This is a genomic window from Bradyrhizobium sp. BR 10289, assembly GCF_019455385.1.
Classification (GTDB): Bacteria; Pseudomonadota; Alphaproteobacteria; order Rhizobiales; family Xanthobacteraceae; genus Bradyrhizobium.
In genome coordinates, this window is sequence record NZ_JACOFR010000016.1 from 79,361 (window position 1) to 92,925 (window position 13,565).

At 65.3% G+C, this 13,565-nt stretch carries 10 protein-coding genes; 3 read left to right on the forward strand and 7 right to left on the reverse strand.

The window, feature by feature from the left end:
• The first annotated feature begins 40 nt into the window (after positions 1 to 40).
• Together HYH08_RS24235 and HYH08_RS24240 are read left to right on the forward strand one after the other, a co-directional pair.
• Positions 41 to 451: a response regulator gene (locus tag HYH08_RS24235; protein ID WP_220012343.1), complete on the forward strand. Its 411-nt coding sequence runs from the start codon at positions 41 to 43 to the stop codon at positions 449 to 451.
• 221 nt (positions 452 to 672) lie between these two features.
• A complete protein-coding gene (locus tag HYH08_RS24240; protein WP_220012344.1) occupies positions 673 to 1,374 on the forward strand; it encodes a helix-turn-helix domain-containing protein in 702 nt (233 codons plus the stop codon).
• Positions 1,375 to 1,412: 38 nt separating this feature from the next.
• Here the strand turns inward: HYH08_RS24240 and HYH08_RS24245 are convergent, their stop codons facing one another.
• From HYH08_RS24245 to HYH08_RS24260, 4 genes are read right to left on the reverse strand one after another with little or no spacing between them, the layout of a single operon-like run.
• On the reverse strand, positions 1,413 to 2,717 hold the full coding sequence (locus HYH08_RS24245) for an MFS transporter (protein WP_220012345.1): 1,305 nt from the start codon (positions 2,715 to 2,717) through the stop codon (positions 1,413 to 1,415).
• Between the two features lie 23 nt (positions 2,718 to 2,740).
• Positions 2,741 to 3,277: a PRC-barrel domain-containing protein gene (locus HYH08_RS24250; protein WP_220012346.1), complete on the reverse strand. Its 537-nt coding sequence runs from the start codon at positions 3,275 to 3,277 to the stop codon at positions 2,741 to 2,743.
• Positions 3,278 to 3,297: 20 nt separating this feature from the next.
• Positions 3,298 to 5,502, reverse strand: coding sequence for an amylo-alpha-1,6-glucosidase (locus HYH08_RS24255; protein WP_220012347.1), 2,205 nt, complete (start codon positions 5,500 to 5,502; stop codon positions 3,298 to 3,300).
• 57 nt (positions 5,503 to 5,559) lie between these two features.
• A complete protein-coding gene (locus tag HYH08_RS24260; RefSeq protein ID WP_220012348.1) occupies positions 5,560 to 7,323 on the reverse strand; it encodes an ABC transporter ATP-binding protein in 1,764 nt (587 codons plus the stop codon).
• A 274-nt stretch (positions 7,324 to 7,597) separates the two neighbouring features.
• Between HYH08_RS24260 and HYH08_RS24265 the strand changes: the two genes are divergently transcribed.
• Positions 7,598 to 8,668 (forward strand): glycosyltransferase family 4 protein, encoded by a 1,071-nt coding sequence (locus HYH08_RS24265; protein WP_220012349.1) that lies wholly within the window; start codon positions 7,598 to 7,600, stop codon positions 8,666 to 8,668.
• A gap of 162 nt (positions 8,669 to 8,830) precedes the next feature.
• Here HYH08_RS24265 and HYH08_RS24270 read toward each other — a convergent pair whose 3' ends face one another.
• The 3 genes from HYH08_RS24270 to HYH08_RS37825 all read right to left on the reverse strand — a co-directional run bounded on the left by HYH08_RS24270 (position 8,831) and on the right by HYH08_RS37825 (position 13,388).
• Positions 8,831 to 10,765 (reverse strand): alkyl/aryl-sulfatase, encoded by a 1,935-nt coding sequence (locus HYH08_RS24270; RefSeq protein WP_220012350.1) that lies wholly within the window; start codon positions 10,763 to 10,765, stop codon positions 8,831 to 8,833.
• Positions 10,766 to 10,834: 69 nt separating this feature from the next.
• Positions 10,835 to 11,992 (reverse strand): GGDEF domain-containing protein, encoded by a 1,158-nt coding sequence (locus HYH08_RS24275; RefSeq protein WP_220012351.1) that lies wholly within the window; start codon positions 11,990 to 11,992, stop codon positions 10,835 to 10,837.
• Between the two features lie 112 nt (positions 11,993 to 12,104).
• Positions 12,105 to 13,388 (reverse strand): TRAP transporter large permease, encoded by a 1,284-nt coding sequence (locus HYH08_RS37825; RefSeq protein ID WP_349631461.1) that lies wholly within the window; start codon positions 13,386 to 13,388, stop codon positions 12,105 to 12,107.
• Positions 13,389 to 13,565 lie beyond the last annotated feature (177 nt).

The following is a 13,565-nucleotide window of genomic DNA, read 5'->3' on the forward strand; positions in this document are numbered from 1 at the left end:
AGGTCAAGGCCGTTGCCTGCGCCCGTGCTAGCCAGTCAGCATGATCGAGATCGGCTCGCAGAATCAGAGGTTCCCAGCGGCGCCATCGGCAAGGCCTACGGTTTACGTGGTCGATGACGATGCCGCCGTGCTGGGGTCGCTGCGATTCCTGCTGGAGACCGACGGCTTCGACGTCAGGACCTTCCGGAACGCCACGGCCCTGCTGAATGCTGCCGGCCAGCCCGACTGCTATGTGATCGACTACAAGATGCCCGACATCAACGGCATAGATCTCGCCGGCCGGCTGCGCCAGTCCGACGAAGGCACACCCGTGATCCTGATCACGGGCTATCCGGACGGCAACATTTCGGTCCGGGCCGCCGCCGCAGGCGTCAAGGACGTGATCCTGAAGCCGCTTCTGGATGACAATCTGGCCAAATGCATCCGCCACGCCATCCAGGCCCGCCACTGACCTACGGGGTTCTACGTAGGTCGCCGTAGCCCGATGGAGCGCAGCGCAATCCGTGCCGGTGCCGCCGCGCCGAAGAACCGGATTTACGCTTCGCTCCATCCGGGCCACGCACCTCACGCCTACGGGGTTCTACGTAGGTAACCCCCCTTAAGATATCGCGCGAAATTTTCGAAGCACCCGATACCGCGTAGGAAAGCGTCATCACAACGGAGATGGCGCAGATGCTGACCCAAACGCTCAACACCCAGGCGATCAACACGCAAGTTCGCGGCAAGATTGCCCCTTCCGCCCATCCCGTCTCCGACCAGTTCGGCGCGATCGCCGGCCATGTCGGCCTCGTCGCCACTGAATTCGCCTATCGCAAGGACGAGGAAATCTACGGCGAGGACGAGCCCGCCGAGTACGTCTATCAGGTCGTCTCCGGCGCGGTTCGCAGCTACAAGCTTCTCTCCGACGGCCGCCGCCAGATCGGCGCCTTCCACCTTCCGGGCGACGTGTTCGGCCTGGAATCAGGCCCGACCCACCGGCTCGCCGCTGAAGCCATCATTGACACCAATGTGCGCCTCGTGAAGCGCGCCAGCCTGGAGAAGGCCGCCGGCACCGACGTGCAGGTTGCCCGCAAGCTCTGGGCGATGACCGCCGGCGAGCTCCGCCACGCCGAAGACCACATGCTGCTGTTGGGACGCAAGACCGCGATGGAGCGTGTCGCGACCTTCCTGCTGGAAATGGATCGCCGCCTCGCAGTTGCCGGCATGATGGCGCTGCCGATGTGCCGTCGTGACATCGGCGACTATCTCGGCCTGACGCTGGAAACCGTCTCGCGCGCGCTGTCGCAGCTCCACACTCAGGGCATTTTGGGATTTTCCGGCGCACGCCAGATCGTGCTGCGCAACCGGGCGCGCCTGCACAATCTCGACGCCTGATTTTATCCTCCCCACCCACTATGGCCGGCTGAATTCGTTCAGCCGGCCATTTCTTTGGTCGCGACACGCCGCGTCTCCGGCATCACGAACAGGATCAGCAAGAGCGCCGTGGCGGCGACGCCCGACAGCCCGATGAAGGCCGTGGCATTGCCGAACTTGTCGGCGACATAGCCGCCGAGCGCCGTACTCAGCGACGCACCAATGCCGGTCGCAGTCCCCACGATGCCCTGTGCCAGGTTGAAATGGCCGCTGCCGAAGGCGACGTCGGCGACGATCAGCGGGATCATCACCGCGAACACCGCCGCCGTGATGCCGTCGAACACCTGCACCGCGACCAGCAGATAGGGGTCGCGCACGGTTGCGAACAGCAGACCGCGGATCATCAACGCACCGAATCCGATCAGCAGCAGCGGACGCCGGCCCCACGCTTGCGCCTTGCGTCCGACGGTCGGCGACAGCAGCGCCACGATCGCCTGAGGCACGACGATGCAGAAGGCGACGAGCACGGTCGCCCATTGGCTCGACCGTGCCGTCACGGCGCTTGCCATCAGCGGCATCATCGCGGCGTTCGCCAGCTGTAACAGCAGCACGCTCAGCGCGAAGACGATGAGCGGCCGCTGCCTGATCAGATGCCAGAGATTGGTGTCGCCGGGAACCGGCGCTTCGCGCGGCATCTCGCCGTGACAGCGCGCGATGTCGACTTCCTCCTCACGGATCCGCGACAGCGCGATCAGGGTCGGGATCGCCAGCAGGAAGGTGACGAGAAACACCGAGCGGCTCGACAGGAGATAGCCCGCCGTGCCCATTACCGCGGCGGCAACGCCGTTGCCGAGCGAAGCAAAGCGCGCATTGCGGCCGAGCCGCTCGCCGATGGCAAGCGGGCCGACGAGGCCAAGGCTGATCGCGGCGATCGCCGGGCCCAGCACGCAGCTCGCCGCCGCATGCAAGGTGGCGGCGGTGACCACGACGGGGAAGATCGGCATCGCCGCATAGGCAAGCGCGCAGCAGCCGATCGTCGCAATCGCAAGCGCCGCCACCAGCCGCTCGGATCTGGCGGCATCGATGATGGCGCCGCCCGGCATCTGCCCGATCAGCGCGACGATGCCGCCGATCGACAGCACGAGGCCGATCTCGACCTGGGTCCATTTCTGGGTCGTCAGATAGACCGCGATGAAGGGGCCGAACCCGGTCTGCACATCCGCGAGGAAGAAAATGAACCAGTCGAGGCCGCGCAGGCTCTGGCGCGACGGCGCCGGAATGCCCGCAGGCGGCGGCACCACGACGTTGTCCTGTTCAACGCGGCTCTCGCGATCCCGACGGTTCGGCTTGCTCGACAACAGCACCGGCGACCATCCCTCCCCGCGCCTCACTGTATCGCTTGCAGCGGCTGCAGGCTGCCGGACGCACCCAACACGACCATCGGGGTGTCTTCCTTGTACTCCGGCGCAGCGGCGACCTGCGCCTTGGTCAATTCGAGGGTAATGCTGTCCTTCTTATTGGCGATCTTGCCGAACCGCATCGCATTCCAGTCCACCACGATCTTGCGGCTGCCGACCCCGAGGAAGCCACCGAAATCGATCACGGCGGCCCGCACATGGCCGGTGCGATCGACCACGACATCGACGATGCGGCCCATATCCTCGTCGGCGGCGCTACGGACATCGCGTCCGAGCACGCCATGGGCGTCGCTCGCGCCGATGATGGTCACCGACGGCGGCGGCGCGGCGTCCTTCGGGGTCACGGGCACGGTGGACGCCGGCGGTTGCGCCGCCGCCGGCGCATTCGCTTCGCTCGGGGGCGCCGTCGGTGCCGCAACGGGCAATTCCTCCGCGGCGCGCGATACCGCGACCGTCAGGCCTGCGACGATCGCCGCGCCCAAGGCCAACCATCCGGCGCTACGCATGACACCCTCCTTGCGCGCTGCTAGCGCGCCAGCACGATCGAGACCTGGATCTGGCCGCGCGTGCGCAGAACCTCCAGCGCGACGTCGTCGCCGTGACGGCTGACGCGCAGATCCACGCTGGATTCGCCGAGACGCAGATCGCGCAGGATGATCTCGTTCAGGAACGCCGGCAGATGCGGATTGCGCAGCCGGATCTCGCCGCGTGCCACGTCGAACTCGATGCCGAGCGCCGCTTCCAGCAGCGTGAACGGCGTCGCGCTGGCCCAGGCCTGCGGCGCGCAGGCGACCGGATAGAGCGTCGGACCGCGTCGCTTCTCGCGCCGGAAGCCGCAGAACAATTCGGGCAGGCGCCGCAAATCCATGTAGGTCGCGGCATCGAACAGGCCCTTGAAGACGTGCGCGACCGAATGCTTGAGCCCGTAGTGCGCGAGGCCCAACGCGATCAGCGCGTTGTCGTGCGGCCAGATCGAGCCGTCATGATAGGACATCGGATTGTAGCGCACCTCGCCCTGCGCGACGGTGCGGATGCCCCAGCCCGAGAAGAAATGCGGCCGCATCAGGTCGGCTGCGACGAGACGGGCGCGATCCTCGCGGATCATGCCGGAGAACAGCACCTGCCCGGCATTGGAGGTTCGCACCTTGCAGGGCCGCTTCTTGCCGTCGAGGGCGAGCGCGTAGGTGCCGAGCTCCTCGCACCAGAACGCCTTCTCGAAGCGCTCCGCCAGCGCCTTGGCTTCGGCTTCGAGCTTGCGCACGCGTTCCGGCTTGCCGAGCCGCAATGCGCAGCGCGCGGCGAGCTGCTTGGCCATGTAGACGTAGCCCTGGACTTCGGCGAGCGCGATATTGCCTTCCGCAAGCTTGCCGTCGGCATGGAAGATCGCGTCGTAGGAATCCTTCCAGCCCTGATTTGCGAGCCCTTTCTCGGTGGCGCGCTGATATTCGACGAAGCCGTCCTGATCGGGATCGCCGGGACCGTCGATCCAGGCAAGGCCCGCCTCGATGGCGGGCCACAGCTCCATCAACGTCTTCTCGTCCCCGGTGCGCTCGAAATAGCGGCCGGCCAGCAGGACGAACAGCGCGGTGGAATCCACGCTGCCGTAATATTGCGAGAACGGCACCTCGCGCAGCGCCGCCATCTCGCCGCCGCGCATCTCATGCAGGATCTTTCCGGGCGCGGCGTCGTTCGCCGGATCGACTGCCTTGGCCTGGAAATGCGCGAGCCGCCGCAGCACGCCTTTGGCGATGCGCGGATCGACCCACAGCATCTGGAGCGCGGTGATCAGCCCGTCGCGACCGAACGTCGTCGAATACCAGGGAATGCCGGCATAGGGATAGCGCCCCTGCGGCGTCTCGGTCATCAGCATGTTGAGGTCGGCCATGGCCTGGCACAGCACCTCGTTGAAGATGTTGTTGGATGTCTCGATGCTGGCCGCGCCCATGGTCGACTGCCGCATCTCGCGGCGATGGGCGAGCAAGCCCCGGAAGAAGCGCGCCGGCCTCTCCTCGACCGGCCGGTTGCAGGACGCGGCCACGAACAGCGATTTCGACTGATGCGGCTCCAGCTCGAGCTGCCAGGTCGCGGCGTTCACCGAGAGCCGGGTCGGGCGCGGATCGAAATGCAGCCCCGTGGTGCGCGCGGCATCATCGAGGCCGCGATAGTCGAACAGCACGTCGGTCGGACCGAGCAGCTTGCTCGTCCCGGTGCCGCGGCGCGGGCGCCGTTCGCCGCGGACCTCGAACAGGTCGGCGAAATCATTGTCGAACAGCAGTGTCAGCTCGAAACTGGCGGGACGATCGCCGTGGTTCTGCACGCCGATGCGCTGATAGGCGGTGCCGCGCCACAGGAAGATCGTGCGCACGATATGCAGCAGATCCTTCTGCATCACGAGGCTGCCCTCGCGGTAGATGTCGGGGTTGGTGAGGTCGACCGTCAGCGCCGAATTGTCGTCGCGCAGATTGGAGCCGAGCAGCAGCGGCTGGAGATCGTCGAGCACCAGCTCCAGCCGGGCCAGATAGCGCGTATCCTGGTGAAACAGGCCGTCCGGCCCGCCGGCGGAGGCGCCGATATCGCCATGGCTGTCGAGCACGATGAACGTGTCGTCGTGCTTGAGCGAGCGCCGCGGCCGCGCCGACGGTCCCGTCATCGGGATATAGAACGGCTGCTCCGCGACCTGCTCGACGGTGCGCGTCACGGAGACGAACTTGGTGACGACTTCGGCTGACATGAGCGGCTCCCCTGCGCTTGTTTCGGGACGCAACCAACGCGAACGCGATTGTTGGGTTTACGCGGCGAACTTTGCGAGCCGGCTCATCTCCTGCGTCACCAGCTCACGGTACGGACCGTGGCCCTGCATCAGGCGGTCGGGCGCGCCGTCCTCGATGATCTTGCCGTGCTTCAGCACCACCACCCGGTCGAAATTCCGCAGCGTCGCGAGCCGATGCGCGATCGCGACCACGGTGCGGCCGCGCATCAGGCGCGACAGCGCCTCGCGGATCGCCTCCTCGGATTCGCTGTCGAGCGCGGCGGTGGCCTCGTCGAGCAGCAGGATCGGCGCGTCCTTCAGGAAGGCGCGCGCAATCGCGATGCGCTGGCGCTGGCCGCCGGACATTTTCACGCCGCGGTCGCCGACCATGGTGTCGAGCCCTTCCGGCAGGCTGTCGATGAAGTCGCAGCGCGCGGCGATCGCCGCGCGCAGCACCTCGTCGTCGGTGGCATTCGGGCGACCATAGCGAATGTTCTCGCGAATGGAGCGATGAAACAGGGAAATGTCCTGCGGCACCACCGAGATCGCCTCCCGCAGACTGAGCTGCGTCACCTTGGAGATGTCCTGGCCGTCAATGGTAATGTTTCCCTCGTCCGGATCGTAGAAGCGCTGGAGCAGCGTGAACAGCGTCGACTTGCCGCCGCCGGACGCGCCGACCAGGCCGACGCGCTGGCCGGGCTGCAAACGCAGGCTAAAGCGCTCAAAAATCTTTTCGCCGCCGGGATAGCCGAAGGTGACGTTGTTGTACGCGATCGCGGCGCCGCTCTTGACCAGAGGCTCGGCCTCGGGGTGATCGCGCAGTTCATGCGGCACGAGGAGCGTCGCGATCGCCTCGGTCAGGCGCGCCACGTGCTGAGTGACGTCGACCAGCGCCACCGCGAGATCGCGCGTCGCGCTCAGGATGGAGATGCCGAGTGTGCAGACCAGCACGACGTCGCCGGTGGTCGCCTCGCCCTGCTGCCACAATGTGATCGCCCACGCCATCAGGGCCACGGTCAGGACCACGGTCACGGCGGCGTGCAGCAACCGCAGTTTTTCGAGGTAGCGGAGGCTGCGGCTTCGCGCGGTCAGTTCACGGTTCACCGTCGCATCGAACCGCTCATGCTCATGGCCGATGCCGCAGAAAGCGCGGACCAGCGGCATGTTGCTGATGACGTCGATCATCTCGCCGTCGACGGCGGCGGCCTTGTCGGCAAAATCGTCATGCAGCGGCTTGCCCGCCGCGGCCAGACGGAACATCGCGAAGACCATCCCGCCCGCAATGACGATCAGGCCGAGCGCCATGTAGGGGCTGACGGTTCCGATCAGCATGATCGCTGCAACTGTGGCGATGCACGGCGGCAACACATTCCAGACGAACATGTTCTCGACCGTGAACACCGCGTTCGATGTGGCGGTGATGCGGCTGGTCAGCATGCCCGGCATGCGGTCGGAGAAATAGCTCGGCGCGTGGCCGGTGAGATGACGAAATATGTCACGGCGTAAATCACCGGTGACACGGACGAAGGTGAAGCTGGCCGTCCAGCTCGCGATCCGCCACAGGAAGTTGTCGGCGGCGATCAGCGACATGAGCAGGATGAATGCCAGCCATACGCTACCGCCATGTGAGGTTCCCGCCGACAGGGCGTCGACCAGCGACTTGACGCCGTACTGGGTGCCCACCGAGCAGGCAACCGCCGCCACGACGGCAGCTAGGATCACCAGATGCGACACCATGCGCATCCGAAGATAGCGCAAGACAAAGGCAAATGGCCTGCGCGCGTATCCAGACAGATGATCCATTGATGACCGACCCCGCGTGATGATTCCAGTTTTTCTCTTAGCCGAACGAACCCGATTGCTTCGCCCCGGTTCCCGGGCTGGCCGATCACGACATGCGGATGCGGACGATGTGAGAAGAGGTGATGGCATCATCGCGGCCACGCTGCAGTGTGTCGAAGATGTAACGTTCGGGAGAAGGAACTTCGCAAATGCGAGAACGTTCCCTGATTGGCATGCCGGTGCCGACACTCGGCGGGGGCTTTAACTTTCATGATCGCACAGAGGAGAAGGTGAGATGCGCATCGCGCAGGTAGCTCCGTTGACGGAGGCTGTTCCACCCAAGCTGTATGGCGGCACCGAGCGGGTGGTGCACTGGTTGACGGAAGAGTTGGTTGCCCTTGGACACGACGTGACACTGTTCGCCAGCGGCGACTCGCAGACGTCGGCGAAGCTGGACGCGTTATGGCCGCGGGCGCTTCGCCTCGACGGTTCCGTGCGCGATCCCAACGCGCTGCATATGGTGCTGCTGGAGCGCGTGCGGCAGAAATGTGACGACGAGGAGTTCGACTTCCTCCACTTCCATCTCGATTATTATCCGTGGTCGCTGTTCTACCGGCAGCCGACGCCGTTCCTGACCACGCTGCACGGCCGGCTCGATCTGCCGGAGCATCAGCCCGTCTTCAACACCTTCTCGAAGATGCCCGTCATCTCGATCTCGAACGCGCAGCGGCGCCCGGTGCCGCAGGCCAATTGGGTGACGACGATCCACCACGGCCTGCCGGAAAACCTGCTGACGCCGAAGCCGGCGAAACAGGAATATCTTGCCGTGCTCGGCCGCATCGCCCCGGAGAAAGGTGTCGACCGCGCCATCAAGATCGCGACCCATTGCGGCATTCCGCTGAAGATCGCCGCCAAGGTCGACCGCGCCGACCAGGATTATTATGACGAGCTGATCAAGCCGCTGATCGTGAACAATCCGCTGGTGGACTTCATCGGCGAGATCGGCGACCACGAGAAGTCCGATTTCCTCAGCGGCGCACTCGGCTTGCTGCTGCCGATCGACTGGCCGGAGCCGTTCGGCCTCGTCATGATCGAAGCCATGGCCTGCGGCACGCCGGTCGTCGCCTTCAACCGCGGCTCGGTGCCTGAGATCATCGACGAGGGGCTGACGGGCTTCGTGGTCGAGGATGTCCTCAGTGCCGCGGGCGTGGTGAACCGTCTTGCACAGCTCGACCGCAACGCCATCCGCAAGCAGTTCGAGAAGCGCTTCACGGCAAGGCGAATGGCACTCGACTATCTCGCGGCGTATCGCAGCTTGATCGAGGCACAGGCACCGCGCATCAAGCTTGTGAGCAGCGCGGAATAAGCGGTCGCACCCGCCACTCTCGTGTCCCGGACGCGCTGCAACGCTCTTGGCGTTGCGGCGCAGAGCCGGGACCCACGCTGCAGAAACGGCTCGGGAATGCGGGCCCCGGCTCTGCAGCGCACCGCTGAAGAAGCGCTGCGCTGCGTCCGGGGCACGAGATGTCTACATCACCACCGCCCGTTTCGGCTCGACAATCTCGAACATCCGCGGAAACTCGTCCATCAGCCCCATCAGCTCGGCGAGCTTCATCGGGTTGCCAGACAGCTTGACCTTGCCGGCGGCCGCGGCTTCCGGAAAGCTCGTAAGCTTCGCGATGACTTCATCGAGCGTCGCGCGCGCCAGCGTGAAGCTGGCATCAGCGCCCTCGGCCTGGATGCCCTCGGTATAGGTCAGCGCGCAATTCTCGAGATTGAGCACGAATTTCTCGCCGGTATCCGAAAAGCTCCAGTTCAGCACGATGTGCTTGCCTTCCGCCTTCGGGCCATTGAGGCGAATACCCAGCACGTCCCAGAGCTGCTCGGTCCGCAGCGCCGCCAGCGTCTCGCGCGGCATTGGCGGGCGCGGCGGGGTCTTCGGCATGCCCTGGCGCAATTCCTGCGCGCCGAACAGATAGGCGTTGCGCCAGGTCGAGCTCTCGGCGGCGTAGCCGAGCTGCTCCAGCGTGTCCGCGAGTAGTGCCCGCGCGCTGGTGTTATCGGGTTCGGCGAAAACGAGATGGCCGAGCGCCTGTGCAACGAAGCGAAACTCGCCCTTGGCAAAATCGGCGCGCGCCCGCGTCAGGATCGCCTCAGCGCCGCCCATGTACTCGACATACTTCTTGCCTGAGGCCACCGGCGGCAGCGGATCGAGATTGACCGGGTTGGCATCGTACCAGCCGAGATATTTCTGGTAGATCGCCTTCACATTGTGCCGGATGTGACCGTAATAGCCGCGGCCGTGCCAGGCGCCCTCCAGGCTCTTCGGCAGCTGGATCGTCTCGGCGATCTCGGCGGCGTTGAGGCCATGGTTCATCAGGCGAATGGTCTGGTCATGCGCGAATTTGTAGAGATCGCGCTGCTGCCGGATCATGCTGCCGATGCGCTCACGTCCCCACACCGGCCAGTGATGCTGGCCGCACATCGCCTCCGCCTTGCCGTCCCAGAGCTGCAAGGCTTCACCCAGATATTTCGACCAGGCGAGCGCGTCACGCACGTCGGCGCCGCGGAACGGCAGCAGATTGTGGAAATTGTGCGTGCAGTTTTCGGCGAGGTTCAGTAGCTTGTAACGCGGGATGAAGAAATGCATCTCCGCCGGTGCCTCGCTGTTCGGCGCCATCTGGAATTCGAATTCGACCCCGTCGATGACACGCCTGTCGCCGGTCGCCACGATCAGATCGGTCGGCCGCAGCAGCGCGACGGAGCCCGCCGCCATCGACTTGCCGAGCCCGTTGTCGACCTGTCCCCGCACACCCTTGGCGAGGAACGGCCCGAACTGATACTGCGCCCGGCGCAGCATCGCAGGGCCCGCAATGATGTTCTCGGAGACGGCGTGCTCCATGAACAGGTTCGGCGCGATGATCGGCACGCGTCCAGTTGCGAGCGCGTCCTCCTCCAGCACGCCGCGCGCACCGCCCCAATGGTCGGTGTGGGTGTGCGTGAAGATGACGGCGGCGACCGGCTTCAAGCCGCGATGCCTAAAGTAGAGATCCAGTGCGGTGCGCGCACCTTCGATCGAGGTCAGGGTGTCCACGACGATGACACCGCTGTCGCCCTCGATCAGCGTCATGTTGGCGATGTCGAGCCCGCGGACCTGATACACCCCGGGCACCACCTCGAACAGACCGTGCTGCATGTTGAGCCGCGCCTGCCGCCACAGGCTGGGATTGACCGTGGGCGGCGCCGCGTCGGTGGCGAGAAAGCCGTAGGGCTTCAGGCTCCATACCGTCCGCCCCTGCGCGTTCGTGATCTCCGCGTTGTCGATGGTGCCGAGAAAGCCACGCGCCGCATCGTCGAAATCCCGCGTGTCGGAAAACGGCAGAGCATTCAGCATGGCATCATGCTGCGCGATGACGGACGCGCTCGCGTCCTTCGGCGTGTCGGCAGCTCCGGTACTGTTCATGAGGCCCTCCCCGGCTCGTCTTGCTTGGGAGGCATCTAACCGCATCTCGATTGTGGTTCCAACTGATCCTTACGCGGCCAACCCTTCGGCCGGTGGCTTGTCAGAGCCGCGAATGTCCGTCATCCGCAGCTCCCGCGCCAGCACATAGCCGCCGCGTTCCTGCTTGGCCCGATAAAGCGCCTTGTCGGAGCGCGACAGCAGCGCTTCCGCGGTGCGGCCGTCGTCGGGGGCGACGGCAACGCCTATACTGACACCGAGCTCGATCATCTGTCCCTCGACATCATAGGGCGCGCTGATCGACTGCACGATGCGCTGGGCCACCGCCTCCGCGCCATCAGCCACGCGCTGCACCAACACGAACTCGTCGCCGCCCATGCGGACCACGAGGTCGCAGGCCGCAGCGAGCGCCTTGAGCCGCCCGGCGACCTGCTTGAGCAGCGCATCGCCGACGGGGTGGCCGAACCGGTCGTTGGCTTCCTTGAAGCGGTCGAGATCGAGCGTATGGACGGCAACCGTCCCGCCTGCGAGCATCAGCGGCAGGTCCGTGGCCAGCACCGAGCGATTGGACACGCCGGTCATCGGGTCACTGCGCGCCAGCTGCTCGAACTGCCGCTTCAGCGTGATCTGGCTGATCGAGGCGTTGAAGCTGAGCCGCACCATCTCGAAGCTTGCGACCACATACATCAGGATCAGCAGCCCGAGACCGACGTGGCGCAGATCAGGCTGCATGAAGGTCACGATCGCGGCTGGAGCTGCGATCGCGACGAGATCGAGCAGCGCCGCGACGGGTCGCAGCGCCAGCCGCGCCACCACACCGGCGCCAAAACCGAAGCCGATGCCGATCGCCATCACCGAGCAGAGCGCATCGCCCAGCACGATGCTGCGCGCGGCAAACACGCCCAGCACCAGGGCCGTTACGACCGTGCCGGCGACATAGCGACGCTCCCAGCGCGCGGCCTCGGCCCGATTGAGCTGCGGCAGCTGCGCGAGGCGACGACGGAAAGCAAAAATCTCGAACAGGCGAACGACAGCCACCACGACACCGGCGACCGTCAGGCCGGCGGTCACGACGTCTCCGGTCTCGTAGGTCGTGATGGCGCCGACCATCGCAAGGCACGCGGCGGCAAGAATGTTGGGCATCGTCGTGCCGTGAAGGCCCGTGATCACTTCCATATAGACGGCGTCCGAAATCGACGCCCGTCCGGATTCCATTCTGTTGAACAACATGCCAGCCCCATCCACTGGCATGGCTCTACCGCGGACCCGTAAAAATGCGTGCACTGCACAGCGACAGCATTTTAACGAACGTGTTTAGCCTCGTTAACCATACGCGGCCACGCTAATGCATCCCCAGCACCCTCGGCAGCCACAGCGTCAGATCGGGCCAATAGGTCACGATGACGAGGAAGCCGAGCATGGTGATCAGCCACGGCATCACCGCCACCGCGAGGTCGGTGATCCGCATGCGCGCGATCATCGAGGCCACGTAGAGGTTCAGGCCGACAGGCGGGTGGCAGAGGCCGACCTCCATGTTGACGTCCATGACGATGCCGAAATGGACGAGGTCGATGCCGAGCTTCTTGGCTGCGGGCGCCAGGATCGGCGCCATGATCAGGATGATCGAGTTCGGCTCCATGAAGTTGCCGGCGAGCAGCAAGAGGATGTTGACCACCAGCAGGAAGCCGACCCAGCCGAGATTCTGCGCCGCGATCCAGTCGGCGAGCGTCGCCGGCAGGTTCTCGTTGGAGAGCACGAAGGAGAACAGCACCGCGTTGGTGACGATGTAGAGCAGCATCGCGCTGGTGTTGGCGGCGCGCAGCAGCACCCGCGGCACGTCCACCATCTTGATCGCCTTGTAGACGAACACCGCGATGACGAAGGAGTAGACCGCCGCCATCGCCGCCGCCTCGGTCGCCGTGAACAGGCCGCTATAGATGCCGCCGATGATGATGACGACCAGCATCAGGCCCCAGATGCTCTCGCGGAAGGTGCGAACGGTCTCGCCCCAGCTCGCCTTCGGCAGCCGCGGATAGTCGCGCTTGCGGGCAAGCCACCAGGTCACGATGCAGAGCATCGTCGTCAGCATGATGCCGGGGAGCAGGCCCGCAACGAACAGGGCGCCGATCGAGGTGTTGGTCGAGACCGCGTAGACGATCTTCGGGATCGAGGGCAGCATCAAAATGCCGAGCGAGCCGGCGACCGTGATGATGCCGGCGCCGAAGCGCATCGGATAGCCGTGCCGCACCATCTCCGGCAGCACGATCGCGCCGATTGCGGCCACGGTCGCGACGCTGGAGCCGCAGACCAGCGCGAACATCGCGCAGGCGACGATGCCCGCAAGGCCAAGGCCGCCATACCAGTGCCCGATCAGCGAGGTCGCGAAATTGATCATGCGGCGCGCGACGCCGCCATGCGTCAGGAAATTGCCGGCGAGGATGAAGAACGGGATCGCCATGATCTCGAAGCCTTCGATGCCCGTGAACAGCTTCATCGAGACCGCTTCGATCGGCACCGTCGTCAGCGTGAACAGGAACGTCATCACGGTGAGACCGAGCGCGATCGAGACCGGGATGCCGGTCAGCATCAAGGCGATCAGCAGCGCGAACACGGTCGCGGCGCGCATCCAGTGCGGCAGCATCAGAACGCCGAATTTCTCGGCCAGGCACATGGCGAAGATCAGGACCGGTGCCATGATCAGGATGATGCCGAGCGGCGACACTTTTCGCGCGGCAGCGCGGGTCGCCGCGCCGGCGGGTTGGGGATGCAGGGCGGGCGAGACGTCGGCTTCCACGCCTTCCAC